This is a genomic window from Streptomyces zhaozhouensis (assembly GCF_900230195.1).
GTDB classification, from domain to species: Bacteria; Actinomycetota; Actinomycetes; order Streptomycetales; family Streptomycetaceae; genus Streptomyces; species Streptomyces zhaozhouensis.
In genome coordinates this window covers 37,759-64,421 of the sequence record NZ_OCNE01000017.1, presented here as the reverse complement: position 1 = coordinate 64,421, position 26,663 = coordinate 37,759, and the positions used below count along the sequence as shown (strand labels likewise).

Genomic DNA, 26,663 nt, shown 5'->3' with positions numbered 1-26,663 from the left:
CGGATCCGACCGCCGCTGACCGGAAGGGTTCCGCCGGGCGAGGGCCTACTCTGGAGGCATGGAGTGGGTCCTCGTCCTGTTGGTGCTGTTCGCGATGAGCGTCGCGGCGGCGGTCGTCGTGGTGCGACGGGTCGTGCGCGAGCTGCGCGCGCGCCTGGGGCAGGCCAACCAGGAGCTGCGTCGGCGTGCCGCCAACGCCTCGCTGACGGCGCGCGCGGCGCAGCCCGGCGCCGTCGGTGAAGTGGCGCGGGTGCGCAGGGAGTTGCGCGCCAGCGTGGAGAACACCAGGTCCGTGCTGCTGGCCGGTTCCGCCTCGGACGAGTCGCTGAGAGAGGCGCTGGCGCTCTGCGAGCAGCTCTCCGGGCACGCGGAACGGCTGGACGGCGAGCTGAACGCGCTGGTCGCCGGCGGCGAGCGGGACCGCGCCAGGATCGGCGCCCGGCTCCCCGAGCTGAAGAAGCGGGCCGAGCGCATCCGCGCCTCGGCCGAGTCCCTGCGGGACGCGGCCAGGGACCGCGCGCAGCACGACGAGGGCTCGGACCTCGACTCCCTCCAGCGGCAGATCGAGCTGGAGGCGACGGCGCTGCGGCACTGGTCGCCGGCCGAGGGCCGGCGCGCCGGGGTCCCGGCGCCGAGCGAGGAGCCTCCGGGCGTCGCGCCGGCAGAGGAGCGTTCCGGTCTCGCGCCGGGCGAGGAGCGCTCGGGTGTCGCGGGGGGCGAGGAGCGTCCCGGCGCCGCGCGGGGTGACGAGCAGGGGGAGCGGCGCGGCTAGGTTTGTCTGCTGCGGCAGGGCGGGGGCGGCGCGGCGGCCGCCGGGAGTCCGAGGCGAAGCCGGGGGGTCCGCTCCGCTAGTCTCCGGTCTATGCCCGTCGCCCTCGTCACCGATTCCACGGCCTACCTGCCGCGACCGACGGTCGAGCGACGGGGGGTGCGGGTCGTCCCGCTGACCGTGGTGCTCGGCGACGAGGCACTGGAGGACGGCACGGAGCACGCCGCCCGCCGGCTGGCGCAGGCGCTCGGGCAGAAGCAGCCGGTGACCACCTCCCGCCCCAGCCCCGCCGAGTTCTCCGAGACCTACCGGCGTGTGGCGGAGGGGGGTGCCACGGGCATCGTCTCCCTTCATCTGTCGTCCGAGATCTCCGGCACCCACGACGCCGCGGTGCTGGCGGCACGGGAGGCACCGGTGCCCGTGCGGGTGGTGGACAGCGGCATGATCGCCATGGCGCTCGGCTTCAGTGTCCTCGCCGCGGCCGACGTCGTGGACGCCGGCGGTTCCCTGGACGAGGCCGTCGCCGCCGCCGTGAAGCGGGCCGAGGCGACCCGGGCGGTGTTCTATGTCGACACCCTGGAACACCTCAGGAGGGGCGGCCGGATCGGCACGGCTCAGGCGCTGCTGGGCTCGGCGTTGGCGGTCAAGCCGCTGCTCGAACTGACGGACGGGCGCATCGAGCCGTTGGAGAAGGTGCGCACCGCCTCCCGGGCCATCGCCCGCCTGGAGGAGCTGGCGGTGGAGCACGCGGGCGCGGGGCCGGTCGACGTGGCGGTGCACCATCTGGCGGCTGAGGAACGCGCGGGTCAGCTCGCGGAGCGGCTGCGGGGAAGGCTCTCCGGGCTGGTGGACCTCCATGTGAGCGAGGTGGGTGCGGTGTTGGGGGCCCACACGGGGCCCGGACTGCTGGGTGCGGTGGTCTCGCCTCGGTGAACGCGAGCGGTGCCGGGGCCGGTTCCCGCCGCGCCACCGTTTCCGCGGTTTCACTCCGGAGGGTGACGAGGTTATCCACAGGGGGCGGGTTGTCCACAGATTTCCCCCTGTTCGGTCACGGAGTGTGAAATCGGGCTAGTTTCCTGGGCCATGGAGACTCAGCAGTTCGATGGGCGCCCGGGGCGCCACAGGGGCGCCTGGCGCCGAGGGCCCGGCGACGGGCGGGAGAGCGGTCGTGGGCCGGGGCGTGGCGCCGGGCCACGGCACGCGGTGCGGCGTCGGCCGCGCCTCGGCCGGCCCGGTGCGCCACCGCCGGGCGGAGTGGAGCGGCGCGCGGCGGATCTCTTCCCGACCGGCCGGGAGGCGCCGCCGGCGCCGGTGACGACGACGGCCCGTCTCGACCCTCCGCCCGAGCCGTGGTCGCGACTGGACCCGTCGTCCGAGCCGCGGCCGTGGCCATGGGCCGGCGGAGTGGGCGTGGGGCGACGGGAGGGCACGGCGGGTGGGCTCGGGGCGTCGGACGGTCTGACCGAGATCGTCGGCGACGGCGACGGCGACGGCAACGCCAACGGCACCGGCACGGGCACCGCCAACGGCACCGGCACGGGCACCGCCAACGGCACGGGCACCGGCACGCCGGGCGCGGCGGGGGAACGCGTCGGTGCCCCCGACAGCGACGACCCCCACGGAGGGCTGTCGGAGTCGCCTGAGCCCTCGCCGGCCCCGCTGCCCTGGCGGCAGCGGGCACGGCTGGCGCTCTCCGAGCGGATGCCGGCCTGGCTGCGGGGGCGCTGCGGCCTCGAACCACGCTCGTGGCTCGCCCTGGTGCTGGTGCTGGTCGTCGCCTCCGGGTTCGCCGTCCATCACTTCTGGTCGGAGCGGGCGCGCGCCGTCCCCGTCACCGAGCCGGCCACCACGGGCGACGAGCCGACGACCGGGCTGGCGACCGAGCGGGCGGCGGAGGACGATTCCGTCGCGGGGGAGACCGCCGCCGATCCGGGCGGCGAGCCTGGCGCGGAGACGGTCGTGGTGGTCGATGTGGCGGGCGAGGTGCGGGAGCCGGGGCTCTACCGGCTGCCGACCGGATCCCGGGTCGCGGACGCCCTGGAGGCCGCCGGCGGTCCGGTCGCCTCGGACGACGCCGAGGGGCTCAACCAGGCACGGTTGTTGATCGACGGTGAGCAGTTGCTGGTCGGTGCACAGACGCCGGCCCCGGCCGCCGCGCCGACACCCGAGGGCGGCGGGTCGGGCGGCGGCCCACCTACCGGCCCGGTCAGTCTCAACTCGGCCACCGCCCAGCAGTTGGAGACGCTCCCGGGCATCGGCCCGGTGCTGGCCGGGGAGATCGTGGCTCACCGCCAGGAGCGGGGCGGCTTCACCGCGGTCGACCAGCTGGGCGAGGTCTCGGGCATCGGCGAGCGCCGGCTGGCGGAGTTGCGCGACCGTGTCACCCTCTGACGGCCTCCCTTCCCGCGACCGCCTCCCTCCGACTGACCGCCCGCACCACCCCGACCACCCTCGCTCCGCCGACCGCCTTCACCGCCTCGACCACCCCCATCCCCACCCCCACTCCGCCGACCGCCCCCATCCCCTCGACCGTCCGCACCGCCCCGGCCTCCCGCACCGCCCTGACATCCCGCACCGCCCCGACCACCCCCGGCCCTCCGGCCCTCTCCGCGCGGTCGTCGACGACCCGCCGGCGGCCCCGCCCGGGGGTCCGTCCGACGCCCGGGGCGGCCGGCGGTCCGCCCTGCCGCCCGCCGCGCGCGGTCCGTTGGACCTGCGGCTGGTGCCGGGCGCCGTGGCGGCCTGGGGAGCGGCGGCCGTCGCCTGGGATCTGCCCCCGCGGGCCGGCGTCCTCGGCGCCGCCGTCTGCTGCCTGGCCGGACTCGCCCTGCTGGGTCTTACCCTGCGGCGCCGCCCACGGCCGGTGGTGACCGCGCTCAGCCTGGCGTTGCTCTGCGCGGCGGCCGGCGCCGTGGCCGCCACCAGCCATGTGGCGACGGTCAGCTCCGGCCCCTGGCCCGAGCTGACCGGGCGGCAGGTGGCCGTCGAGGTCCGGCTGACCGAGGACCCGCGCCTGGCCGCCGCCCGGCCGGAGCGGCCGACGCGCCCGGTCCTGCTCGTCGCCGAGGTGCGCCGGCTGACGGCCGGCCCCGGTGAGGAGTGGTCCTCGGCAGGGCCCGTGCTGCTGGTGGTGGCGGCCGAGGACCCGGAGCCCTGGCTGGAGTTGCTGCCCTCCACCCGGTTGGGCCTGAGCGCCCGGGTCGGCGAGCCGATGCCGCACCGGGACGGCGAGTGGGGCGCGGTGCTGCGCGCCGACGGCGCGTCCGCGCCCCGGGTCACCGACGCGCCCGAGGCGCTCCAGCGATTCGCGGGGACACTGCGTTCCGCGCTGCGCGAGGCGGTCGAGGGGCTGCCCCCGGACGCCGAGGCGCTGCTGCCCGCGCTGATCGTCGGGGACGGCTCCGGCGTGCCCGAGGAGTTGCACGAGGCGGTGGTGGCGACCGGGCTGAGTCACCTGATCGTGGTCAGCGGCGGTCACCTCGCGGTGCTCTTCGCCCTGCTGATCGGCACCCCCGGCAGCGTCTCCCGGGGCGAACGCGGCGGCCTGGCCGCCCGGTTGGGTCTGCCGCTGCGCGGCACGGCGCTGTGCGGCGGACTGTTGCTGCTGGGCTTCCTGCTCGTCTGCCGACCGGAGCCCAGCGTGCTGAGGGCCGCGCTGTGCGGCGGAATCGCGCTGCTGGCCGTGGTGACCGGTCGCCATCGCGCGCTGCTGCCGACTTTGGCCGCGGCCTCGCTGCTGCTGGTGCTCCACGACCCGTCCCTGGCACGCTCGTTCGGCTTTCTGCTCTCCGTGCTGGCGACGGGCGCCCTGCTGTTGCTCGCCCCCGGCTGGAGCAGGGCGCTGCGAGGGCGCGGCGTTCCGGTGCGGCTGGCCGACGCCCTGGCGGTGGCGGCGGCCGCGCACCTGGTCTGCGCCCCGGTCGTCACCGTCTTCGCGGGGCAGGTCAGCCTGGTCGCCGTCCCGTGCAACCTGCTGGCCGAGCCGGCGGTGGCACCCGTGCTGGTGCTGGGCTGGGCGCTGTTGGTGCTGGCCCCGTGGTGGCCGGCGGGGGCGGAGGCGTTGGCCTGGCTGGCGAGCTGGCCCGCCCGGTGGATCGCGGCCGTCGCGCGGGGTGGCGCGGCGCTGCCCGGCCCCGAGTTGGCCTGGCCGGCCGGCTGGTGGGGCGCGGCGCTGTTGGCCGCGGTCAGCGCCGCGCTGGTGGTGCTGCTGGCCCGCCGTTCACCGTGGCGGCGCCGGTGGGCGCTGCTCGCCGTCCTGGCGCTGCTGGTGGCCGTGCTGCGCCCCGCGCCCCTCACCCGGGTGCTCACCGGCTGGCCGCCGGACTCCTGGCGGTTGGTGGCGTGCGATGTCGGCCAGGGGGACGCCCTGGTGGTGGCCGCGGGCCGGGACACGGCGCTGGTGGTGGACGCCGGCCCGGATCCGGCCTCCGTGGACCGCTGCCTGACCGGCCTCGGGGTGCGCCGGGTGCCGCTGCTGGTGCTCACCCACTTCCACACCGATCATGTGGCGGGCCTGGAGGGCGTGTTGCGCGGCCGGGAGGTGGCGGCGATCCAGACGGGGCCGGCGGGGGAGTCCCCGGTCGAGGCCGCCCGGGTGGCGCGCTCCGCCGCCGAGGCCGGAGTCCCGCTGCGTCGCGCGGTCCCGGGCGAACGACGCCGCGCGGGACCCGAGTTGAGCTGGCAGGTGCTGTGGCCGCCGGCGGAAGCGACCGGGCTGGGAGACAACGACGCCAGCGTGACCCTGCTGCTGCGCGCCGGCGGACTGACGCTGCTGCTCCCCGGAGACCTCGAACCGTCCGGTCAGCGCCGCCTGTTGGCCGCCCATCCGGACCTCGGCCCGGTCGACGTGCTCAAGGTCCCCCACCACGGCTCGGCCCACCAGCACCCGCCGCTGCTGCGGGCCCTGCGGCCCCGGCTGGCGCTGATCTCCGCCGGCGCGGACAACGCCTACGGCCATCCGGCGCCCGACACGGTCACGGCCCTGACCGACGCCGGCGCCCTGGTGCTGCGCACCGACACCGACGGCGCGCTGGCCGTGGTGGAGACCGCCCCCGGCCGCCCCGGCGGGGTGGTCCGCGACGGCCGGGCTCAGACCAGCCAGCGGCCGTCGCGCATCAGTTCCCAGCCCTCGATCTCGTGCTCCTCGTGCCAGGCGCGGATCCGGTGCGGGCGGAAGCGCAGAAACCGCCAGGGCGCCCGCCCTCTCGGGTCCCAGCCGGACTTGGTGACGAACGCCTCGCTCACGGCCGGCGGCAGCGCCTCATCCGGCAGGAGTTCGCCCGTCGTCTCCATCAACACCACGTCCCTGGTGTCGCCGAGGCTGATCACCGCCCGCCCGTTCGCCGCCACGTTGCGGGCGGTCGGGTTGGTGCGCCGGGTGTTGCACAGCACGGTCCCGTCCCACCACAGGAAGGAGAGCGGCACCATGCACGGCGCCGCGCCCCCGTCGGACGCCTCCGTGCCCGCCGTCGCCACCCAGCAGTCCGGCTCCTGCTCCATCCGGGTCTGGAGGTCCCGCCGCCGCTGGGCGCCGGTGCGGGGCGTGTTCGGGTTCTCGCTCATGGGGCGGAGGCTAGCCCCCGCGCGGGGGCGGCCGGATCGGGCGGCGGGCCGAGGCCGACGGGCCCCGGGGTCGGCCGGGGGTCCTACTCCCGCTCCAGCCAGCCCTCGTGCTCCTCGGCGAGGGCGGACAGCGGCGCGGGGTCGGCCACCGGCCCCTCCAGGACGACCAGCCACTGGGCGTCCTCGGCGTCGTCCTCGCCGGCCAGCGCGTCCCGCAGCGGCTCGGGCTCCTCCGGGAGTTCCAGCAGCTCGGCCACCCGCTCCGCCACCTCCTCGGCGGCCTCGCGGTCCGGCAGCACCAGGATGAGTCGCGCGTCAGTCACCCCGCCATTCTCCCGCGCGCCGCGCACCGGCCGACGTGGACCTGGTCTCCGCTGTCAGTGGCGCGTGCGATGCTGGGCGGCATGGCTGGCAGGGGAAGCGGAAGTACGGGGCAGCCGGCGGCGGTGACGCTGGCCGTGGGCCAGGAGGAGTTGCTGCTGGACCGCGCGGTGCGCGAGGTGGTCGACGCGGCGAAGGCGACCGACCCGGACACCGACGTGCGGGAGTTGGCCGCCCCCGAGCTGCGTCCCGGGACGCTGGCCGAGCTGACCAGCCCCTCGCTCTTCGCGGAGCGCAAGGTGGTGGTGGTCAGGGCGGCCCAGGATCTGGCCGCCGACACGATCAAGGACGTCAAGGACTATCTGGCGGCGCCCGCCGAGGAGATCAGTCTGGTGCTGGTGCACGCCGGCGCCGCCAAGGGCAAGGGCCTGCTGGACGCCGCCCGCAAGGCCGGTGCGGTCGAGGTCGCCTGCCCGAAGATGACCAAGCCGGCGGACCGGGTCGCGTTCGCCAGGGGCGAGTTCCGCGCGCTGGGCCGTTCGGCCACGCCGGGCGCCTGTCAGGCCCTGGTCGACGCCATCGGCGCCGACCTGCGGGAGCTGGCCTCGGCCTGCGCGCAGTTGGCCGCCGACATCGAGGGCGCCATCGACGAGGCGGTGGTGGGCCGTTACTACACGGGCCGCGCCGAGGCCTCCAGCTTCACGGTGGCGGACCGGGCGGTCGAGGGCCGCACGGCGGACGCCCTGGAGGCGCTGCGCTGGGCGCTGGCCACCGGCGTGGCCCCGGTGCTGGTGACGAGCGCGCTGGCCCAGGGGGTGCGGGCGATCGGCAAGTTGGCGTCGGCGCCCGGCGGGATGCGCCCCGGCGATCTGGCGCGTGAGCTGGGGATGCCGCCGTGGAAGGTGGACCGCGTCCGCCAGCAGGCCCGCGGCTGGTCGGCCGACGGCGTCGCCACCGCCCTGCGCGCTGTCGCGGACGCGGACGCCGCGGTCAAGGGCGGCGGTTACGACCCGGCGTACGCCCTGGAGCACGCGGTGATCACCATCGCCCACGCCCGTCGCTGAGCCCCGGACCGGGCACACGCCGAGGGGCCCCGGCCGCCTGGGGTGGCGGCCGGGGCCCCTCGAATGCCGCGTGTGCGGCCGTGTTGCGCGTGTTGTCCGGTCCTGCCGGCTCCGCCGGTTGGTGTCCGGGCGGTGAGCACCGCACCCGCGTGGCGAACTTGGGATCAGCGCGGTGCCGGTGAGCGTCGGTCGGCGCGGAGAGAGGGGCCGCGAGAGCCGGACCGGCGTCGTCGTCCACCCGGGCTCGGGGCGCGTTCGGCCCCGGGCGCGGAGTCGGTCAGCCCTGGAGCTCGTTGACCCGGGCGGCCAGCGCGGACTTCTTGTTGGCCGCGTTGTTCGGGTGCAGCACACCCTTGCTGACGGCCTGGTCCAGCTTGCGGGCGGCGACCCGGCGAGCGGCCTCGGCCGACTCGTAGTCACCGCTGGCCGCGGCCTCGCGGGCGCGACGGATCGCGGTCTTGACCTCGGACTTGACCGACTGGTTGCGCAGCCGGGCCTTCTCGTTGGTCTTGATCCGCTTGATCTGGGACTTGATGTTCGCCACGAATGAGAGCCTTTGCAGGTTCGAGAAGTTTCGGAGGCCCCTGCGGGGCGCCCCGAACGTTTCGGATGTTCGGTCGTGCTGGGACGGCGGTGAAGCGGGTGAAGCGTGGTTCCGCCCCCGGCGGTCCGTCCCACACCAGAGGCAGTGTGCCAGCGTACCAGCGCCCCCCGAGCCCTTCCCAATCGGAGCCGGCTTCCCGCGCATGGGACCATGGGAGCGACCAAGCGACCCACCGCCATCACCGACAGGACCCCGCGTGCCCGCGATCCCTTCGAACGCGCCGGAGCCCAGCCGTACCGCCCCGGCCATCATCCGCAACTTCTGCATCATCGCGCACATCGACCACGGCAAGTCCACCCTCGCCGACCGGATGCTCCAGTTGACCGGGGTGGTCGAGCAGCGGCAGATGCGTGCCCAGTACCTCGACCGGATGGACATCGAGCGCGAGCGCGGCATCACGATCAAGTCCCAGGCGGTCCGGATGCCCTGGGGTGCCGAGGACGGCACGGCCCATGTGCTCAACATGATCGACACCCCGGGCCACGTGGACTTCACCTACGAGGTCTCCCGATCGCTGGCCGCCTGCGAGGGCTGCATCCTGCTGGTCGACGCCGCGCAGGGCATCGAGGCCCAGACCCTGGCCAACCTCTATCTGGCCATGGAGAACGACCTCACGATCATTCCGGTGCTCAACAAGATCGACCTGCCGGCCGCCCAGCCGGAGAAGTTCGCCGCCGAGCTGGCGCACCTGATCGGCTGCGACCCCGGCGACGTGCTGCGCGTCTCCGCCAAGACCGGCGAGGGCGTCGCCGAGCTGCTCGACGAGGTGGTCCGCCAGGTGCCGGCGCCCGTCGGCGAGGGCGAGGCCCCGGCCCGCGCGATGATCTTCGACTCGGTCTACGACTCCTACCGGGGCGTGGTGACCTACGTGAAGATGGTCGACGGCCGGCTGAGCAAGCGCGAGCGCATCCAGATGATGTCGACGGGCGCCACCCACGAGCTGCTGGAGATCGGGGTCAACTCCCCGGAGATGGCCCCGGCCGACGGCCTGGCCGTCGGCGAGGTGGGCTATCTGATCACCGGCGTGAAGGACGTCCGCCAGTCCAAGGTCGGCGACACGGTCACCTTCCAGCGCCACGGTGCCACGGAGCCGCTCGGCGGCTACAAGGACCCCAAGCCCATGGTCTTCTCCGGGCTGTACCCGATCGACGGCTCCGACTACCCGGCGCTCCGCGACGCCCTGGAGAAGCTCCAGCTCAACGACGCGGCGCTGGTCTACGAGCCGGAGACCTCGGCGGCCCTCGGCTTCGGCTTCCGGGTCGGCTTCCTCGGCCTGCTCCACCTTGAGGTCATCCGTGAACGGCTGGAGCGCGAGTTCGGTCTCGACCTGATCGCCACCGCTCCCAACGTGGTCTACGGCGTGACGATGGAGGACGGCACCGAGCACATCGTGACCAACCCGAGCGAGTTCCCCGGCGGCAAGATCGACGAGGTGCGCGAGCCGGTCGTGCGGGCGACGCTGATCGCCCCGAGCGAGTTCATCGGCGCGATCATGGAGCTGTGCCAGACCCGCAGGGGCTCGCTCCAGGGCATGGACTACCTCTCCGAGGAGCGCGTCGAGCTGCGCTACACCCTGCCGCTGGCGGAGATCGTCTTCGACTTCTTCGACGCGCTGAAGTCCAAGACCAGGGGCTACGCCTCGCTGGACTACGAGCCCACGGGCGAGCAGACCGCCGCGCTGGTCAAGGTCGACATCCTGCTCCACGGCGACAAGGTCGACGCCTTCTCCGCGATCGTCCACAAGGACAAGGCGTACGCCTACGGCGTGAAGATGGCCGGGAAGTTGCGCGAGTTGATCCCCAGGCAGCAGTTCGAGGTGCCGATCCAGGCCGCGATCGGATCGCGGGTGATCGCCCGGGAGACCGTCCGCGCCATCCGCAAGGACGTGCTCTCCAAGTGCTACGGCGGTGACATCTCCCGGAAGCGCAAGCTGCTGGAGAAGCAGAAGGAGGGGAAGAAGCGGATGAAGATGGTCGGCCGGGTCGAGGTGCCCCAGGAGGCGTTCATCGCGGCCCTCTCCTCGGACTCCGACGGCGGCGGCGAGGCCAAGAGCAAGAAGTAGGAGCGGCCAGGCGCGGGGGAGCGGGGCGCGGCGGCCCCGCCCGCCGGGGCCCGCGCACCGCACAGCGCACACCGCGCGGCGGAACGGCGGCGCGACAGCACGGGGGACCATCCCCCTTAACAGAGAGGGCCGCGCCGCTTAGTCTGTTCGCCCCGGCGGAAAGTTACCCGCAGGTCACCCCCGTTGCAGTGCGGCACCCGGAGGAATTCGTGAGCGAGAGTGAGCAGGCCATGGCGAACCGGCCACCGTCCGTGGCGCACCTGTTCCTGGAGCGGGTCGAGGCCACCCCGGACCGACGGGCCTACGGCTACCCGGTGCCCAGCGCGGGCGAGGGGCCCGACGACTGGCGTTCCTACACCTGGGCCGAGGCCGGCACCCGGGTCTTCGCCATCGCCGCCGGGCTGATGGACCTGGGCATCCGCCCCGAGGAGCGGGTCGCGATCGCCTCCTCCACCCGCGTGGACTGGGTGCTGACCGACCTCGGCATCATGTGTGCCGGCGCCGCGACCACCACGGTCTACCCGCAGACCAACGTGGACGAGACCGCGTTCATCCTGGCCGACTCCGGCAGCCGCCTGCTGGTCGCCGAGAACGCGGAGCAACTGGCCAAGGTCAGGGAGCGCCGCGCCGAGCTGCCCGAGCTGAAGCACGTCGTGGTGATCGAGAGCGACGACGCGGTGCCGGCCGAGGGCGACCCCGAGGGCTGGGTGCTCTCCCTCGCCGAGCTGGCCGAGCGGGGCGCCCGCTACCTGGAGGAGAAGCCGGACGCGGTCCGCGACACGGTCTCCGCGCTGCGCCCCGACCAGCTGGCGACGCTGATCTACACCTCGGGCACCACCGGCCGCCCGAAGGGGGTCCGGCTGCGGCAGGACACCTGGTCGTACATGGGGTACGGCATCGAGCGGGTCGACATGATGCTGCCGGAGGACACCCAGTACCTCTGGCTGCCGCTGGCCCACGTCTTCGGCAAGGTGCTGCTGGCCGGCCACATCAAGGTCGGTCATGTCCTGGCCGTGGACGGTCGCGTCGACAAGATCATCGAGAACCTGCCGATCGTCAGTCCGACCGTCATGTGCGCCGTTCCGCGCATTTTCGAACGCGTCTACAACGGTGTCGCCGCCAAGGCCAAGGCGGGCGGCGCGGTGAAGTACAAGATCTTCACCTGGGCCGCCGAGGTCGCCAAGGACTACGCCAAGGTCTCCCAGGACACCCGCCGCCGCACCGGGCGGGCCAGCGTGCCGCCGGCCCTGGCGACCAAGCACCGGATCGCCGACAAGCTGGTCTACGCGAAGATCCGGGCCGCCTTCGGCGGCAACATGGTCGGCTGCGTCTCGGGCTCGGCGGCGCTCACCCCCGAGCTCGGCTACTTCTTCACCGGCGCCGGCGTCCCCATCCTGGAGGGCTACGGGCTCACCGAGTCCGCCGCCGCCAGCTTCGTCAACCGCCGCGACGCCAACCGCGTCGGCACCGTGGGCAAGGCCCTGCCCGGCCTGGAGGTGCGGATCGCCGAGGACGGCGAGGTGCTGCTGCGCGGCCCCGGCATCATGGACGGCTACCACGGCAGGGACGACCTGACCGCCGAGGTGCTGACCGAGGACGGCTGGTTCCACACCGGGGACATCGGCGAGCTGTCCGACGACGGCTATCTCACCATCACCGACCGCAAGAAGGACCTCTTCAAGACCTCCGTCGGCAAGTACGTCGCGCCGACCGAGATCGAGGGCCGCTTCAAGGTCATCTGCCCCCTGGCCTCCTCGATGCTGGTGATCGGCGCGGGCCGCAAGTTCTGTACCGCGCTGATCGCCCTCGACGAGCCGGCGGTGCTGGCCTGGGCCGGGGAGAACGGCGTTTCCGGCGACTACGCCCAGGTGATCGCCGACAAGCGGACCGTCGCGATGGTCGACGGCTATGTCGAGCAGCTCAACGCGAGCCTCCAGCGCTGGCAGACGATCAAGTCCTTCCGGCTGCTGCCGCGCGAGCTGGACATCGAGCACGGCGAGCTCACCCCGAGCCTCAAGCTCAAGCGCCCCGTCGTCGAGGGCGAGTACCAGCACCTGATCGACGAGATGTACCCGACGACCTGACCGACCCGGTCGGCCGGGGGAGTCAGTCCACCAGGTCCCGCACCAGGGCGTCCGCCAGCAGACGGCCGCGCAGCGTCAGCGCCGCGCGGCCGTCGGCGAACGCCTCCTCCGCCAGCAGCCCGTCGGTCAACGCCCGCCGCGCCGCCGCCAGCCCCGCCGGCCGCAGCAGCGCCAACGGGCACCCGTCCACCAGCCGCAGCTCCAGCATCACGCGCTCCACCCGCCGGTCCTCCGCGTCCAGCAGCTCGCGGCCCGCGGCCGGCGAACGGCCCTCCGCCAGCGCCTGGGCGTACGCGCCCGGGTGCTTCACGTTCCACCAGCGCACCCCGCCCACGTGGCTGTGCGCCCCGGGACCCGCTCCCCACCAGTCGGCGCCGGTCCAGTACAGCTCGTTGTGACGGCAGCGACCGGCCGGCGTGGTCGCCCAGTTGGAGACCTCGTACCAGGCGAACCCGGCGGCGCCCAGCACGCGTTCCGTCTGGAGGTAGCGGTCGGCGTGCACGTCGTCGTCGGTCATCGGCACCTCGCCGCGCCGCACCCGCTGCCCGAGCCTGGTGCCCTCCTCCACGATCAGCGAGTACGCCGAGACATGGTCGGGCCCGGCGGCGAGCGCCGCCTCCAGCGAGGACTGCCAGTCCGCCTCGCTCTCGCCCGGGGTGCCGTAGATCAGGTCCAGGTTGACGTGCGCGAACCCGGCGGCGCGCGCGTCCGCGACGGCGCGCTCGGGGCGCCCGGGGGTGTGGGTGCGCTCCAACAGGCGCAGCACGTGCGGGCTCGCGCTCTGCATCCCGAACGAGACGCGGGTGAAGCCGGCCTCCCGCAGGGCCGCGAGCCCGGCGCGGTCCACCGAGTCGGGGTTGGCCTCCGTGGTGACCTCGGCGTCCTCGGCCAGTCCGAACTCCTGACGCACCGCGTCCAGCATCGCCGCCAGGTCGGCCGGCGGCAGCAGCGTCGGGGTGCCGCCGCCGACGAAGACCGTGGCGACCCGGCGCGGGTCGTCCCCCAGCACCTTTCTGGCCAGCCGGATCTCCTCGGCCAGCACCGAGGCGTAGTTCTCCCGCGAGGCCAGCGCCCCGCCGGAGCCGCGCAGCTCGCTCGCGGTGTAGGTGTTGAAGTCGCAGTAGCCGCAGCGGGTCGCGCAGTACGGGACGTGCAGATAGAACGCGAGCGGCCGTTCGGCGGCGCTGGCCAGCGCGGCGGGCGGCAGGGAACCGTCACGCGGCGCGGGGTCGCCTTCGGGCAGGGCGGAGGGCATACTCGCCATTGTCCGGCATCGACGGGGAACGGCCGCGAGGCGGGGAGGAGGCACCGTGTTCGACCTGCGGATCTCCTTCACGACGGAGGCCGCCGAGTCCGCCGAGCGGATGGCGCCGCACCGCAAGAAGCTCCTGGAACGCGGTCTGGCCAAGCTGGCCCAGGACCCGTACCACAAGGCGAGCGCCCCGGTCGGCACCCACGAGGACAACCGCAAGGCGCAGGTCGCGCCCGGCATCCTCATCGAGTACCTGATCGGTCAGGGGCTGATGGTGGTCGTGGTGGTGACCGTCTTCGACGAGGACCTGTTTCTGGTCTGAGCGTCTTCGCTCACGAACTGTCCGCACGCGCACGGCGGCGCGTCCCCCGCCGGGTCAGGGACCCACCGGCCCGGCCGGCGAGCCGACCGTCACATGGTCGATCAGGTGCTCGACGGGTCCCAGCAGCCCCGGGTCCAGATCGCGGTAGTCCCGCACGCTCCGCAGCACCCGCTGCCACGCGGCGCCCGTGTTCTCCGGCCAGCCCAACGCACGGCAGACGCCCGTCTTCCAGTCCTGGCCGCGCGGCACCTCGGGCCACGCCGCGATGCCGACCGCCGCGGGGCGCACCGCCGCCCAGATGTCCACGAACGGGTGCCCGACCACCAGCACCACGTCCTCGCCGTGCGCCGCGCGCACCTCCTCGGCGATCCGCGACTCCTTGGAACCCGGCACCAGATGGTCCACCAGCACCCCCAGCCTGGCCTCCGGCGTCGGCCCGAACTCCGCGACCACCGCGGCCAGATCGTCCACGCCCGCCAGGAACTCCACCACCACGCCCTCGGCCCGCAGGTCGTCGCCCCAGACCCGCTCCACCAGCTCGGCGTCGTGCCGGCCCTCGACGAAGATCCGCCCCGCGCGCGCCACCCGCGCCCGCGCGCGGGGCGCGGCGACCGAGCCCGAGGCGGTGCGGGCGGGCCCGCGCGCCCCGGCGGCCGCCTTGGGGCGCACGAGCGTGACTTCGCGCCCCTCCAGCAGGAAGCCGCGCGCCACCATCGGAAAGACCCGGTGCGCGCCGAAACGGTCCTCCAGGGTGACCGTCGGGCCCTCCGCCGTCTTCTCCCAGCGGATCACCGCCCCGCAGAAGCCCGTGGTGACCTCCTCCACCACCAGCCCCGGCTCGGCCTCCACCTCGGGCACCGCCGCCGGGCGCTTCCACGGCGGGGTCAGGTCCGGGTCATAGGAACGCGCGCGCATGGCCCCATTCGACCACGCCGCGCACCGACCCGGCGGTCAGACCGGCCCGTCCGCCACCCCGAAGCGCCGGGCGAGCGACGCCCGTTGGGCGCGGACGAACGCGGCGTCCACGACCGCGCCGTGCCCCGGCACATAGGCGGCGTCCTCGCCGCCCAGCGCCAGCAGCCGGTCCAGCGCGGCCGGCCAGCGCGCCGGCTCCGCGTCGGGTCCCGCCTGCGGTTCCCCCGACTCCTCGACCAGGTCACCGCAGAAGACCACCGAGGGATCGGCCGCCCCGTCGTACACCGCCACCACCAGGTCGTGGCCGGCGTGCGCCGGGCCGAGCGACGCGAGCACGGCGCGGCGGCCGCCGCCGAGCTCCAGCGTCAGCCGCCCGGTCACCAGGCGGGCCGGTGTCGGCAGCGCGGCGGCCGAACGTTCCGCCTCCGCGCTGTCCAGGCCGTGCGCGACCGCGTCCGCGGCCATCCCCGCCCCCGGCAGGGGGCCTCCCGCCAGCACCTCCACGCCGGGGAAGCCGCCGGCGCCCAGCGCGTGGTCGAAGTGCGGGTGGGTCAGGGCCAGCCAGCGCGGTGGGCCCAGCCGTTCCGTCACCTCGGCGCGGAGCGCGGCGCCCGTGGTCAACGAGGGGCCGGCGTCCACGACCAGCACGCCCTCCGGGCCGGCCACGGCGCCGACCGTCTCGTCCCAGCCGGGGAGGCGCCGCCGCGTGACGCCCGCGGCGAGGCGTTCCCACGGGTGCTTCTCGTTTCCCTCGCTCACGGGGGTGAGGGTAGCGGGGGTGTCCGGGGCGCGGTCGGCGTCTCGCGTGTGTGGCCCCGGGCGGGGTGTCGGCCGCGGCCCTGGCGGGTCGCTCGCGTGGTGCGCGGGGGGCCGGGCCGCGGAGGACATCCGTGCCGCGCCACCCGGGGCGGGGCGCGTCCGGTCGCCCTACGTCGGCGGACCGTCCGTTTCCGGCCGTTCTTGGGCGGGGTTCCGGTCGACTTCCCGTAGTGCCCCGGTAGCGCCGAGTGTCCCGCTTTGCCCGTGGATTCCGGCGTGGTTCTCTTCGGTCGCTCGTTCCCCGGGCGGGCTACTCCGCCGTACACTGGAGCAGTGTTGGCACTCTGCGCCGCTGAGTGCCAGGAGAGCGACGAGGGACCGACGAGCCGGACGGGAGGTGTGCGGCGTGCTCAACGAGCGCAGGCTGGAAGTGCTCCGGGCCATCGTCCAGGACTACGTGGGCACCGAGGAGCCGGTCGGCTCCAAGGCGTTGACCGAGCGGCACAACCTCCAGGTCTCCCCCGCCACGGTGCGCAACGACATGGCGGCGCTGGAGGAGGACGGCTACATCGCGCAGCCGCACACCAGCGCGGGGCGGGTGCCCACGGACAAGGGCTACCGCCTCTTCGTCGACCGGCTCGCCGGGGTCAAGCCGCTGTCGTCCCCCGAGCGGCGCGCGATCCAGCACTTCCTCGACGGCGCGGTCGACCTCGACGACGTGATCGCGCGCACCGTCCGGCTGTTGGCCCAGCTGACGCGGCAGGTCGCGGTCGTGCAGTACCCCTCGCTCAGCCGCTCGACCGTGCGCCATGTCGAGCTGCTGGCGCTCGCCCCGGCGCGCGTGATGCTGGTGTTGATCACCGACACCGGCCGGGTCGAGCAGCGGATGATCGACTGCCCGGCGCCGCTGGGCGAGACCTCGCTGGCCGATCTTCGCGCCCGGCTGAACAGCAGGATCGTGGGTCAACGTTTCTCCGAGGTGCCCCGGCTGGTCGCCGAGCTGCCCGAGGCGTTCGTCCCCGAGGAGCGGGGCGCGGTCTCGACCGTGCTCTCGTCCCTGCTGGAGACCCTGGTCGAGGAGACCGAGGAACGCCTGGTCATCGGCGGTACGGCCAATCTGACCCGGTTCGCGACCGACTTCCCGCTCACCATCCGCCCCGTGCTGGAGGCGTTGGAGGAGCAGGTGGTCATGTTGCGCCTGCTCGGCGAGGCCAGGGGCTCGGAGATGACGGTGAGCATCGGCCATGAGAACGCTCACGAGGGCCTGACCTCCACATCGGTTGTGTCGGTCGGCTACGGTTCTGGGGACGAAGCGGTCGCGAAGCTCGGAGTCGTCGGACCGACCCGGATGGACTACCCCGGAACGATGGGAGCGGTACGCGCGGTGGCACGGTACGTCGGACAAATCCTCGCGGAGAACTAGGTGGCGACGGACTACTACGCGGTCCTCGGCGTGCAGCGTGACGCCTCGCAGGACGAGATCAAGAAGGCCTTCCGCCGGCTGGCCCGGGAGCTGCACCCGGACGTGAACCCGGACCCCAAGACGCAGGAGCGGTTCAAGGAGATCAACACCGCCTACGAGGTGCTCTCCGACCCGCAGAAGAAGCAGATGTACGACCTGGGCGGGGACCCGCTCGGGGGTGCGGGCGGTGGCGGCGCCGGGGCCGGGTTCGGCGCGGGCTTCGGCAACTTCTCGGACATCATGGACGCGTTCTTCGGCACGGCGTCCCAGCGCGGGCCCAAGTCGCGTACCAGGCGCGGCCAGGACGCGATGATCCGGTTGTCCATCGACCTCAACGAGGCTGCCTTCGGCACCACCCGGGAGATCCAGGTGGACACCGCCACGGTGTGCAACTCGTGCAACGGCGAGGGCGCCGCCCCCGGCACCTCGGCGCAGACCTGCGACATGTGCCGTGGGCGCGGCGAGGTCTCGCAGGTGACGCGCTCGTTCCTCGGCCAGGTGATGACCTCGCGTCCGTGTCCGCAGTGCCAGGGCTTCGGCACCGTGGTGCCCAACCCCTGCCCGGACTGCGCGGGCGACGGCCGGGTGCGCACCCGCCGCCCGTTGAACGTGAAGATTCCCGCCGGCGTGGACAACGGCACCCGCATCCAGCTGGCCGGCGAGGGCGAGGTCGGACCCGGCGGCGGCCCGCCAGGCGACCTGTACGTGGAGATCCAGGAGAAGCCGCACTCGACGTTCCAGCGTCGCGGCGACGACCTGCACTGCACGGTCACCATCCCGATGACGGCGGCGGCCCTCGGCACGCAGGTGCCGTTGGACACGCTCGACGGCCGCGAGGAGGTGGACATCCGTCCGGGCACGCAGTCGGGGCAGTCCATCCCGTTGCACGGCCGTGGCGTGACGCATCTGCGGGGCAACGGCAGGGGCGACCTGGTCGTCCACGTCGAGGTGCAGACGCCGGGCAAGCTCGACCCCGAGCAGGAGGAGCTGCTGCGGCGGCTGGCCAAGCTGCGCGGTGAGGAACGGCCGACCGGCCAGTTCCAGCCGGGCCAGCAGGGCCTGTTCTCGCGGTTGAAGGACGCGTTCAACGGCCGATGAGCGGCGGTTCGGTGAGCGGCGGTTCGGTGGCCAGCGGTTCGATGGGTGGCGGTCGATGAGCAGCGCGCCGGTCTTTCTCGTCGGGTCGCTGGCGCACGCCGAGCCCGGGGCGTCGTTGACCCTCGACGGCGCCGAGGGCCGCCACGCGGTGGCGGTCCGACGGCTGCGCGTCGGCGAGGAGTTGGTGCTCAGCGACGGCGAGGGCGCCGGCGCGCTGGGCCGGGTCGCGGAGGTCGACGGCCGGGACCGGCTTGAGGTGACGGTCCTGGAGCGCCGCGACGAGCCGGAGCCGACGCCCCGGATCACGGTGGTGCAGGCGCTGCCCAAGGGCGACCGGGGCGAGTTGGCGGTCAGCACCATGACCGAGACCGGCGTCGACGCCATCGTGCCCTGGGCGGCGGCCCGTTGCGTCACCCAGTGGAAGGGCGAGCGCGGCGCGAAGTCCCTGACGCGCTGGCGGGCCGCGGCCCGCGAGGCGGCGAAGCAGGCCCGCAGGCTGCGGGTGCCGGAGGTCGCGGAACCGCTGGACTCGGCGGGCGTGGCCAAGCTGGTCGCCGGGGCCTCGTTCGCCGCCGTGCTCCACGAGAGCGCGACGCTGCCGCTGGCCACGGCGCCGCTGCCGGCCGGGGGGCCGCTGCTGCTGGTGGTCGGCCCCGAAGGGGGGATCACCGAGGCGGAGTTGACGGCCTTCGCCGACGCCGGAGCCACCCCCTACCGGCTGGGCCCCACGGTGCTGCGTACCTCGACGGCCGGACCCGCCGCCACGGCCCTGCTGCTGACCCGCACCGGCCGCTGGAGCTGACCCGCCGCCGGTGCCACGGCCCCACCCGGGCCGGGACCGGCTATCGCGCTGCGGTATGACCGGCGACGTCCGTCAGCACCGACCGCAGATGCGCCCGCAGCGTCGCGCGGACGCGTGCCACGCCGAGCGACCCGTGCGGCGTCACCGAGTCCAGGGCCAGACCGCCCAGGACCGCGACGATCCGTTCCGCCTCCTCGGCCGGGTCCCGCACCCGGAGCGCGCGCAGGAAGTCCGTGACCGCCAGGCGCAGGTCGGCGGCCATCCGCTCGGTCACCGGGCGGAAGGCCGGGTGCACCCGGGCGGCGACGATGAACTCCGTCAGCACGATCGACTCGACGCGGCGCTCCTCGTCGACCGGAAGCAGCTCCTCCAGCCGCCGCTGCAGCGCCTCCACCGCCGCTTCGCCGGTGAGCCCGGCCAGCGCGTCGGTCGGATGGCGGGTGAGCCGCGCGCCCATGCGGTCGCCGACCTCGGTCACGGCCGCGATGAGAAGGCTGCGGTGATCGCTGAAGTAGTGGCGGACGGAACCGATGTTCAGGCCGGACTCGACGGCGACCTTCCGCAGTGAGACACCGGTGAAACCCTCGGCGACCAGGAGGCGGAAGGCCGCCTCGACGACATCCCTGCGGCGCTGCGCGAGGTCGATCCTGGCGGGCATGGCCAAAAAGTATCACGGGTGTGACACGAAGGGGCGCGCGTGGCCCAAGGGCTCACCCCCGGGGTCTGACCACCCGCTTCTCGTCCCACACCGGCTCCGCCGACTCGTACACGGTGCCGTCGGAGCCGAAGACCAGGAAACGGTCGTAGTCCCGGGCGAACCACCGGTCGTGGGTCACCGCAAGCACCGTGCCCTCGTAGGCGCGGAGGGCGTGTTGCAGCGCCTCGGCGGAGACCAGGTCGAGGTTGTCGGTGGGCTCGTCGAGCAACAGCAGGGTGGTGCCGCCGAGTTCGAGCAGCAGGATCTGGAAGCGCGCCTGCTGCCCGCCGGACAGCGAGTCGAAGGTCTGCTCCGCCGCGCCCGCCAGCTCGTAACGCGCCAACGCCCGCGACGCCTCCTCGCGCGGCAGCCCCGCCCGGCGCTCGTCGCCCCGGTGCAGGATCGACACCAGCGTGCGGCCGGCGAGATCCGGCCTTCCGTGCACCTGCGCGAACCACCCGGGGCGCACCCGCGCCCCCAGGCGCGCGACCCCCGCGTGCGCCACCGGCTCGACCGGGAGGCCGCCCACCGGCTCGTGCTCCGGCTCGGGGGTGCTGCCCCCGGAGGCGAGCAGCCGCAGGAAGTGCGACTTGCCCGAGCCGTTGGAGCCCAGCACGGCCACCCGGTCGCCGAACCAGACCTCAAGGTCGAACGGCTTCATCAGGCCGGTCAGTTCGAGTCCCGCGCAGACCACGGCCCGCTTGCCGGTGCGCCCGCCGCGCAGCCGCATCGCCAGGTGCTGCTCGCGCGGCTGCGCGGGCGGCGGCCCCGCCTTCTCGAACCGTTCGAGCCGGGTCTGCGCGGAGCGGTAGCGCGATGCCATGTCCGAGTTGTACGAGGCCTTCTGCTTGTACATCAGCACCAGCGCCCTGAGCTTGGCGCGTTCCTCGTCCCAGCGGTTGCGCAGCTCGTCGAACCGCTCGAACCGCTCGACCCTGGCCTGGTGGTAGCCGTCGAAGCCGCCGGGGTGCACCCAGGCCGTGTTGCCGGCCGCGCCCAGCTCGATCGTGACGATGCTCCCCGCCGTGCGGGCGAGCAGTTCGCGGTCGTGGCTGATGTACAGCACGGTCTTCGGTGTTTCGAGCAGACGGCTCTCCAGCCAGCGCTTGCCGGGGACGTCGAGGAAGTTGTCCGGCTCGTCCAGCAGCAGCACCTCGTCGGTGCCGCGCAGCAGCGCCTCCAGCACCAGCCGCTTCTGCTCGCCGCCCGACAGGGTGTCGACCGGGCGCCGTCGGCACTGGTCGAAGGACATACCGAGGGCCTCCGTGGTGCAGACGTCCCACAGCACCTCGGCGTCGTAGCCGCCGGCGTCGCCCCACTCGGCCAGCGCGTTCGCGTACGCCATCTGCGCCGCGGTGTCGCCGCCGGCCTCCATGGCCGCCTCCGCCCGGTCGACGGACGCCGCCGCGCGGCGGACGCGCGGGTCGGCGACCGACAGCAGCAGGTCCCGCACCTGGTCGCCCTCGCGGGCGGTGAACTGCCGCATGACGCCGAGGCTTCCGCTCCGCGTCACCGCTCCGCCGTGCGGCGCGAGGTCCCCGGAGATCATCCGCAGCAGCGTGGTCTTCCCCGACCCGTTGGCCCCGATCAGCGCGGTCTTCGCCCCCTCGCCGACCCGCAACGAGATCTCGTCCAGCAGCAGCCGGCCGTCCGGCAGCCCGTAAGAAACGGCGTTGACGTCGATGTATCCCACGAGCGCGAAGCTATCACGGGTGTGATAGTCCGGGCCGGTGATTTATCGGCCGGGCGCGGGTGCGCCTCCGGCGGCCTCAGATCGGCTGGTGGTTCGGGTGCTGGCGCAGGAAGATGTTGAAGTCGGTGACGTAGGACCAGTCGCGCAGGTACTTGGCGCGGTCCCTGCCGTGGGAGAGGCGGAGGCACTCCGCGCATCCCTCGACGGGCTCGGGTTCGGGCAGCGCCCTCCTGCCCATGGGGTCGGTGGGCAGCGGCCCCTCGGGGAGTCCGAGGTGCGGGGCGAGGTAGTCGGCGTGGGACTGGAAGATCACGGCTGGGCCTCCACTTTGTTCGGGAACAACCCGGGCCGGCCTGCGGGCGGTCCGGACTCGCTCGTGCGGGGGAACTTTCTCAGCAGAACACATACAAAGCCGTGAGCAGTGGATACATTGGCCGAAATTCAAGTCCAACCGGTCGGGTATGGGGGGAAGTTGTGGCAAAGAAGCAGGTCAACGGGGACGAGGCGGGGAAGCTCGGCAGCGGTTTGAACGATCTCGTGTTCCTCGGTTCCGAGATCAAAGCGGGCCGTCTGGGCCGCAGTCTCACTCAGGAGCATCTGGCCAAGGCCACGGGTTACAGCCTGAGTTACGTGTCCAAAGTGGAGTCCGGGTTGATCGTTCCGTCGCAGCGATTCGTGGAGGGTTGCGATCTCGCGCTGGGAACGGACGGGTTGTACGCGCGGCTGCGGGCCCGGGTGGTGAACACCGGCCTCCCGGCGTGGTTCCAACCGTTCGTCCAACAGGAGCGGAAGGCGCGGTGGATCACCGAGTATTCGTTGACGCTCGTGCCTGGCCTGCTTCAGACCGGGGACTACGCGCGGGCCGTGTTCGAGGCGTGGGCGCCGGATGCCACGGCCGAGGAGATCGCACAGCAGGTGAAGGCCAGACTGGAGCGGCAGCAGGTGCTCGCGGGGGAGACCCCGGCGTCGTTCTGGGCGATCCTGCACGAGTGCTGCCTGCGTATCCCTGTCGGGGGCCCCGCCGTTATGCGGGACCAACTCGCTCATCTGGTGACGATGGCCGCCTTGCCCCAGGTGACGCTTCAGGTGTTGCCCATCGAACTGGGCGCCCCACCGTCGACCGACCCGATGATCGTGCTCCGACAATCAGACGGCCAGGAATGCCTGTACTCCGATACAGTGATGGGCGGCCAGCTCAGCAACGACGAGGCTCGTCTGAGCGATGCGGCCCGGAGGATCGAGCGGTTGAAGGCCGATGCGTTGGCCCCACGACGTTCGATCGTGCTCCTGAACCAACTGGCTGAGGGATTCCATGAGTGAGCAACGGTGGCGTACGTCGAGTTACACCAGCGGCAACGGCGGAGCCTGTGTGGAGGTCCGGGACGGGGTGCCGGGTGTGGTGCCGGTTCGGGACAGCAAGGTTCGGACGGACGTGGTGACGTTCGGGGCGGGCGCCTGGAGCGCGTTCGTGCGGCACGTCGCGCGTTAGGTCCGTTGCGCGTTGCATCCATGCGGCGGGTTGTCCTGAACGGACGGCCCGCCGTTGGTCGTTGGCCATACCGAGGAGGTAATCCGTGAGTGAGCAGCGGTGGCGTACGTCGAGCTACAGCAGCGGTAACGGCGGAGAGTGCGTGGAGGTCCGGGACGGGGTGCCGGGTGTGGTGCCGGTTCGGGACAGCAAGGACAGGGTGGACGTGGTGACGTTCGGGGCGGATGCCTGGAGCGCGTTCGTGCGGCACGTCGCGCGTTAGGTCCGTTCCGCCCAACCCGGTGGCACCCACACGTCGTCGGGGAGGCGGGGGCCCGTCGCGCGCAGGTGGTCGCGGAGCGCGGTCAGGACGGGGTGGCGGTCGCCGGTGCGGGACAGCAGCATGTGGGGGTACACCGGGGTCGGTCGGTGCAACGGGACGCGCCGCAGGTCGTGGGCCTCGGGCCACAGGTAACGGTCGCCGCCGCCGACGAGGGTGGCCAGGGAGGGCGACTCGGCGAGCGCGTCCATCAGGGCCTCGTCCCCGAAGTGGGGGCCGAGCGCGTCGATGCTCAGGCCGAAGGACTCGGACAACGCCTCGTAGAACGCCCCCCACTCCGTGCCCGGTCTGATCCCGGGGACCCAGAGCCGGTGGCCCGCCAGGTCCGTCGGCCTGACCCGGTCCGCGTCGGCCAGCGGGTGGCCGGGCCCGACCAGCAGTTCCAGGGGCGCGTCCAGCAGCCGTTCGGCGCTGATGCCGGCCGGGACCTGGTCCTTCGGGACGGCGCGGAAGGACGCGTCGACCGTTCCCTCCCGCACCGCTCGGGCGGCCCCGGCCGCGTTCTCGTCGCCCAGGGTGACCGCTTCCAACTGCGGTGTGTCCGGGCGGGCGCGGTAGAACCGGTACACGGCCTGGGCCGGTGCGATGCGTCGGTGGAGTACGTCGACGCGCAGGGGGCGGCTGCCGGGGCGGACGGAGCGCTCGGCCTGGTCGAGGGCCGCGAGTGCCTTGCGGGCGTGGGGCAGGAACACCTGCCCGTCCAGGCTGAGTCGGGAGCCTCGCGGGGTGCGCGTCAGGAGCGTGACGCCGAGGCGTCGCTCCAGGGTCGCGATCCGCTTGGAGGCCGCCTGCTGGCTGATCCCGAGTTCGTCCGCCGCCGCCTGGAACTGGCCGGTCGCGGCGACGGCGACGAACGTGCGCAGGGCTTCGGCGTCCACGGTCTCAGCCTAGTTCCACAACTGTTGGTTGTGTCTCGTGGGCGGGCAGTTGTTTGATCGTTCGCTTCCCGCGCTGGTGGGATCGCCCCATGTCCACCCGTACAGAGCAGACCATGTATGTCAGTACAGCCGAGTTCGCGCGCCACGCGGAGCGCATCGCGGAGGTGACCGACGCGACGTCCCGGCTGAACGTGCTGCCCTTCAGCGACGATGAGGGTCGCGCCGCACTCCTTTCCGTTGTGTTCGGCGGCCCGCTCCCGGAGTCGGTGACGATCTACCCGCCGTTCTTCACCGAGTGCGGGCTGCACACGACGTTCGGGGAGAACGTCTTCGTCAACCAGGGGTGCACCTTCATGGACAAGGGCGGGATCAGCGTCGGGGACGGTGTCATGATCGGCCCGAGGGTGAGCCTCATCACCGGGGGGCACCCGTTGCCGCTCGCCGAGCGTCGCGCGTACCTGTCCTTCGCCCCGATCGTCATCGAGGAGGACGTCTGGATCGGGGCGACGGCCGTGATCCTCCAGGGAGTGACCGTCGGCGCGGGCGCGGTGGTCGCCGCCGGCGCGGTGGTCAGCCGTGACGTGCCCCCGGGCACCCTGGTCGCGGGGGCGCCCGCCCGGGTGGTCAAGCCGGTCGACTGAGGCCGCCCGCCGTGCGGCGCGACGACGGCGGGCCGCCCCGCGTCTCCGAGGGGCGGCCCGCAGGTCGTTCTCGTCAGAGCTGGTGCGGGACCTCGTCCGCGTCCGGCTCCTCGGCGTCGGGGTGGTTGCGGAGGTTGAGGACGGCGAGCAGCAGGCCGCCCCACACCACCAGCATGGCGACGATCATCATCACGATGGCCGAGGCGGACATCAGGAGCTCCTCTCCGGCGGGTCCACGGGGTCGGGACGGTCGGCGGGTTCGGGATGGTCGGCGGCCGGCTTGCGGCGGAAGACCAGGGCGAGCACCACGCCGACCAGCAGCGCGCCGCCGGCGACGCCCCAGCCGGCCCAGAGCAGGAAGTCCGTCGAGTAGCCGCCGTAGTTCTCGTCCAGCTCGTGGCGGAGGCTGTCCACCATCATCCAGGTCAGCACCACGGGGGTGATCACCCCGAGGCAGATCCGCCACCACCTGCCGAGACCGACGGACGAGGTCGCGTCGGCGTTCCGTTGCAGCGCCGGGAGCTTGCGCAGGCCCCAGCTGACCGTGATCAGCAGCACCAGGCCGGCCAGCGCGATGCCGTACTGGTTGATGAAGTGGTCGGCGGTGTCCAGGAAGTAGAGCCCGCTGTCGTTGGCGAAGAGCAGCAGCGACACCAGGGCGACGGCCCCGCCCACGCCCAGCACGGCCGGCACGCGGGCCAGACCGGTGCGGTCCTGCACGGCGGCGACGATGACCTGGACGATGCTGATCAGCGAGGTGAGGCCCGCGATCACCAGGGAGACGAAGAAGAGCACACCGAAGAGCGCGCCCATCGGCATCTCGGAGATGATCTGCGGGAACGCCACGAAGGCCAGACCCACGCCGCTTGAGGTCACGTCGGCGACGCCGACGCCCGCCGCCTGCGCCATGAAGCCCAGCGTCGCGAAGACCGCGACGCCCGCCAGGATCTCGAACGAGCTGTTGGCGAACGCGGCCACCATCGCCGAACCGCTGAGGTCCGACTTGCGGTGCAGATAGGAGGCGTAGGTGATCATGATGCCGAAGCCGACGGAGAGCGAGAAGAAGATCTGCCCGTAGGCCGCCACCCACACGCTGCCCTCGCTCAGCGCGCCCCAGTCGGGCGTGAAGAGCGCGTTCAGGCCCTCGGTCGCGCCGTCCAGGGTGAGCGCCCTGACCACCAGCACCAGGAAGAAGCCGACGAGCAGCGGGATGAAGACGATGTTGGCCCGCTCGATGCCCCGGCGGACGCCGAACGCCAGGACGACCAGGGTCAGCACCCAGACCGCCACCAGCGGCCAGGCCACGCCCGGCACGAAGGTGGAGACCTCGCCCGGCGTCTCGTTGAGCTTCAGGAAGTCGTTGTTGAGGAAGCCCTCGGGGTCGTCGCCCCACGCCTGGTCGAACGAGAAGCCGGTGTACCGCACCGCCCAGGCCAGGATCGCCGCGTAGTAGGTGGCCACCACGAAGCAGATCGCCACCTGCCACCAGCCGATGGCCTCGGCCGGCTTCGCCAGCTTTCTCAGCGCGCCGGGCGGCGAGGAGCGGTACTTCCGCCCGATCGTGTACTCCAGGATCAGCAGCGGGATTCCGGCGGTCAGCAGCGCGGCGAGGTACGGGATCAGGAACGCGCCGCCGCCGTGCTCGTAGGTCACGGCGGGGAAGCGCCAGATGTTACCCAGCCCGATGGCTGATCCGATGGCGGCCATGAGGAAGCCCAGACGGCTTCCCCACTGCTCGCGCTGCGGCTGTGCGGCCTTGGTCGACATGGTTCCTGAGGTCTCCTCGGGCGACTGCTCGCTTTGCTCGCATTGAGGGTGGAATGAGTGACCGGTGCACGCTACCAGCCGGTCGCCTGCCGAGGAACGGGCT

At 73.3% G+C, this 26,663-nt stretch carries 27 protein-coding genes and 1 pseudogene; 15 read left to right on the top strand and 13 right to left on the bottom strand.

Annotated elements, in window-relative coordinates:
* Positions 1-58: 58 nt before the first annotated feature.
* The 3 genes from CRP51_RS21430 to CRP51_RS21420 all read left to right on the top strand — a co-directional run bounded on the left by CRP51_RS21430 (position 59) and on the right by CRP51_RS21420 (position 3,160).
* Complete coding sequence (locus CRP51_RS21430) at positions 59-772, top strand: hypothetical protein (RefSeq protein WP_212615961.1); 714 nt, start codon at positions 59-61, stop codon at positions 770-772.
* A 90-nt stretch (positions 773-862) separates the two neighbouring features.
* Entirely contained in the window at positions 863-1,702 is an 840-nt protein-coding gene (locus CRP51_RS21425) for a DegV family protein (RefSeq protein WP_097232923.1), read from the top strand.
* A gap of 477 nt (positions 1,703-2,179) precedes the next feature.
* On the top strand, positions 2,180-3,160 hold the full coding sequence (locus CRP51_RS21420; RefSeq protein WP_245880727.1) for a ComEA family DNA-binding protein: 981 nt from the start codon (positions 2,180-2,182) through the stop codon (positions 3,158-3,160).
* On the opposite strand, the gene CRP51_RS28930 is transcribed toward CRP51_RS21420, so the two are convergent.
* A complete protein-coding gene (locus tag CRP51_RS28930) occupies positions 3,150-3,344 on the bottom strand; it encodes a hypothetical protein (RefSeq protein WP_170970630.1) in 195 nt (64 codons plus the stop codon). The genes CRP51_RS21420 and CRP51_RS28930 overlap by 11 nt on opposite strands.
* Positions 3,345-3,980: 636 nt before the next feature.
* Here CRP51_RS28930 and CRP51_RS21410 point away from each other — a divergent pair.
* Positions 3,981-5,585, top strand: a pseudogene (locus CRP51_RS21410) (ComEC/Rec2 family competence protein); the annotation flags it as partial.
* A 272-nt stretch (positions 5,586-5,857) separates the two neighbouring features.
* Here the strand turns inward: CRP51_RS21410 and CRP51_RS30250 are convergent.
* Both CRP51_RS30250 and CRP51_RS29695 read right to left on the bottom strand, forming a co-directional pair.
* On the bottom strand, positions 5,858-6,268 hold the full coding sequence (locus CRP51_RS30250; RefSeq protein WP_439333204.1) for a pyridoxamine 5'-phosphate oxidase family protein: 411 nt from the start codon (positions 6,266-6,268) through the stop codon (positions 5,858-5,860).
* Between the two features lie 146 nt (positions 6,269-6,414).
* A complete protein-coding gene (locus CRP51_RS29695; protein WP_097232922.1) occupies positions 6,415-6,654 on the bottom strand; it encodes a hypothetical protein in 240 nt (79 codons plus the stop codon).
* An 81-nt stretch (positions 6,655-6,735) separates the two neighbouring features.
* On the opposite strand from CRP51_RS29695, the gene holA reads away from it, so the two are divergent.
* A complete protein-coding gene (holA, locus tag CRP51_RS21395; RefSeq protein WP_097232976.1) occupies positions 6,736-7,716 on the top strand; it encodes a DNA polymerase III subunit delta in 981 nt (326 codons plus the stop codon).
* A gap of 277 nt (positions 7,717-7,993) precedes the next feature.
* Here the strand turns inward: holA and rpsT are convergent, their stop codons facing one another.
* Positions 7,994-8,260: a 30S ribosomal protein S20 gene (gene rpsT, locus CRP51_RS21390; RefSeq protein ID WP_097232921.1), complete on the bottom strand. Its 267-nt coding sequence runs from the start codon at positions 8,258-8,260 to the stop codon at positions 7,994-7,996.
* 256 nt (positions 8,261-8,516) lie between these two features.
* Here rpsT and lepA point away from each other — a divergent pair, with 256 nt between their 5' ends.
* Together lepA and CRP51_RS21380 are read left to right on the top strand one after the other, a co-directional pair.
* Positions 8,517-10,382: a translation elongation factor 4 gene (lepA, locus tag CRP51_RS21385; protein ID WP_097232920.1), complete on the top strand. Its 1,866-nt coding sequence runs from the start codon at positions 8,517-8,519 to the stop codon at positions 10,380-10,382.
* A 209-nt stretch (positions 10,383-10,591) separates the two neighbouring features.
* Complete coding sequence (locus CRP51_RS21380; RefSeq protein WP_097232919.1) at positions 10,592-12,466, top strand: AMP-dependent synthetase/ligase; 1,875 nt, start codon at positions 10,592-10,594, stop codon at positions 12,464-12,466.
* A 22-nt stretch (positions 12,467-12,488) separates the two neighbouring features.
* On the opposite strand, the gene hemW is transcribed toward CRP51_RS21380, so the two are convergent.
* Entirely contained in the window at positions 12,489-13,721 is a 1,233-nt protein-coding gene (gene hemW / locus CRP51_RS21375) for a radical SAM family heme chaperone HemW (RefSeq protein WP_097232918.1), read from the bottom strand.
* Between the two features lie 55 nt (positions 13,722-13,776).
* On the opposite strand from hemW, the gene CRP51_RS21370 reads away from it, so the two are divergent.
* Positions 13,777-14,040, top strand: a complete 264-nt coding sequence (locus tag CRP51_RS21370) for a hypothetical protein (RefSeq protein WP_097232917.1) — start codon at positions 13,777-13,779, stop codon at positions 14,038-14,040.
* 54 nt (positions 14,041-14,094) lie between these two features.
* On the opposite strand, the gene CRP51_RS21365 is transcribed toward CRP51_RS21370, so the two are convergent.
* Both CRP51_RS21365 and CRP51_RS21360 read right to left on the bottom strand, forming a co-directional pair.
* Positions 14,095-14,955 carry a DUF3097 family protein gene (locus tag CRP51_RS21365; protein ID WP_097232916.1) on the bottom strand — a complete coding sequence of 287 codons (861 nt, stop codon included), beginning with the start codon at positions 14,953-14,955 and terminating at the stop codon, positions 14,095-14,097.
* Between the two features lie 36 nt (positions 14,956-14,991).
* Positions 14,992-15,714: an MBL fold metallo-hydrolase gene (locus tag CRP51_RS21360; RefSeq protein ID WP_245880726.1), complete on the bottom strand. Its 723-nt coding sequence runs from the start codon at positions 15,712-15,714 to the stop codon at positions 14,992-14,994.
* A 406-nt stretch (positions 15,715-16,120) separates the two neighbouring features.
* Here CRP51_RS21360 and hrcA point away from each other — a divergent pair, with 406 nt between their 5' ends.
* Genes hrcA through CRP51_RS21345 form a run of 3 tightly spaced genes read left to right on the top strand, consistent with a single transcriptional unit; the run spans position 16,121 to position 19,076 of the window.
* Positions 16,121-17,137, top strand: coding sequence for a heat-inducible transcriptional repressor HrcA (gene hrcA, locus CRP51_RS21355; RefSeq protein ID WP_097232975.1), 1,017 nt, complete (start codon positions 16,121-16,123; stop codon positions 17,135-17,137).
* The gene (gene dnaJ / locus CRP51_RS21350; RefSeq protein WP_097232914.1) at positions 17,138-18,274 is read left to right on the top strand and encodes a molecular chaperone DnaJ; all 1,137 of its coding nucleotides are present in this window, start codon (positions 17,138-17,140) and stop codon (positions 18,272-18,274) included.
* Positions 18,275-18,329: 55 nt separating this feature from the next.
* Complete coding sequence (locus CRP51_RS21345) at positions 18,330-19,076, top strand: 16S rRNA (uracil(1498)-N(3))-methyltransferase (protein WP_097232913.1); 747 nt, start codon at positions 18,330-18,332, stop codon at positions 19,074-19,076.
* Positions 19,077-19,116: 40 nt separating this feature from the next.
* On the opposite strand, the gene CRP51_RS21340 is transcribed toward CRP51_RS21345, so the two are convergent.
* From CRP51_RS21340 to CRP51_RS28560, 3 genes are all read right to left on the bottom strand, one after another.
* Complete coding sequence (locus CRP51_RS21340; RefSeq protein WP_097232912.1) at positions 19,117-19,734, bottom strand: TetR/AcrR family transcriptional regulator; 618 nt, start codon at positions 19,732-19,734, stop codon at positions 19,117-19,119.
* A 52-nt stretch (positions 19,735-19,786) separates the two neighbouring features.
* The gene (locus CRP51_RS21335) at positions 19,787-21,466 is read right to left on the bottom strand and encodes an ATP-binding cassette domain-containing protein (RefSeq protein ID WP_097232911.1); all 1,680 of its coding nucleotides are present in this window, start codon (positions 21,464-21,466) and stop codon (positions 19,787-19,789) included.
* Between the two features lie 76 nt (positions 21,467-21,542).
* Positions 21,543-21,779 carry a hypothetical protein gene (locus CRP51_RS28560; RefSeq protein ID WP_141514640.1) on the bottom strand — a complete coding sequence of 79 codons (237 nt, stop codon included), beginning with the start codon at positions 21,777-21,779 and terminating at the stop codon, positions 21,543-21,545.
* A gap of 161 nt (positions 21,780-21,940) precedes the next feature.
* Here CRP51_RS28560 and CRP51_RS21330 point away from each other — a divergent pair, with 161 nt between their 5' ends.
* The 3 genes from CRP51_RS21330 (at position 21,941) to CRP51_RS21320 (ending at position 23,217) form a co-directional block, all read left to right on the top strand.
* On the top strand, positions 21,941-22,786 hold the full coding sequence (locus tag CRP51_RS21330; RefSeq protein ID WP_170970633.1) for a helix-turn-helix domain-containing protein: 846 nt from the start codon (positions 21,941-21,943) through the stop codon (positions 22,784-22,786).
* Positions 22,779-22,955 carry a DUF397 domain-containing protein gene (locus tag CRP51_RS21325; protein ID WP_097232909.1) on the top strand — a complete coding sequence of 59 codons (177 nt, stop codon included), beginning with the start codon at positions 22,779-22,781 and terminating at the stop codon, positions 22,953-22,955. Before CRP51_RS21330 ends, CRP51_RS21325 begins: the two co-directional genes overlap by 8 nt.
* Before the next feature lie 85 nt (positions 22,956-23,040).
* Positions 23,041-23,217, top strand: coding sequence for a DUF397 domain-containing protein (locus tag CRP51_RS21320; RefSeq protein ID WP_097232908.1), 177 nt, complete (start codon positions 23,041-23,043; stop codon positions 23,215-23,217).
* Here the strand turns inward: CRP51_RS21320 and CRP51_RS21315 are convergent.
* Entirely contained in the window at positions 23,214-24,152 is a 939-nt protein-coding gene (locus tag CRP51_RS21315) for a LysR family transcriptional regulator (RefSeq protein ID WP_097232907.1), read from the bottom strand. The two genes, CRP51_RS21320 and CRP51_RS21315, sit on opposite strands and share 4 nt — an antisense overlap.
* 89 nt (positions 24,153-24,241) lie before the next feature.
* Between CRP51_RS21315 and CRP51_RS21310 the strand changes: the two genes are divergently transcribed.
* A complete protein-coding gene (locus tag CRP51_RS21310) occupies positions 24,242-24,793 on the top strand; it encodes a DapH/DapD/GlmU-related protein (protein ID WP_439333200.1) in 552 nt (183 codons plus the stop codon).
* Between the two features lie 73 nt (positions 24,794-24,866).
* Here the strand turns inward: CRP51_RS21310 and CRP51_RS21305 are convergent, their stop codons facing one another.
* Positions 24,867-25,004 carry a methionine/alanine import family NSS transporter small subunit gene (locus tag CRP51_RS21305; RefSeq protein WP_097232905.1) on the bottom strand — a complete coding sequence of 46 codons (138 nt, stop codon included), beginning with the start codon at positions 25,002-25,004 and terminating at the stop codon, positions 24,867-24,869.
* Positions 25,004-26,560: a sodium-dependent transporter gene (locus CRP51_RS21300; RefSeq protein WP_097232904.1), complete on the bottom strand. Its 1,557-nt coding sequence runs from the start codon at positions 26,558-26,560 to the stop codon at positions 25,004-25,006. The genes CRP51_RS21305 and CRP51_RS21300 overlap by 1 nt, the downstream gene beginning before the upstream one ends.
* Positions 26,561-26,663 lie beyond the last annotated feature (103 nt).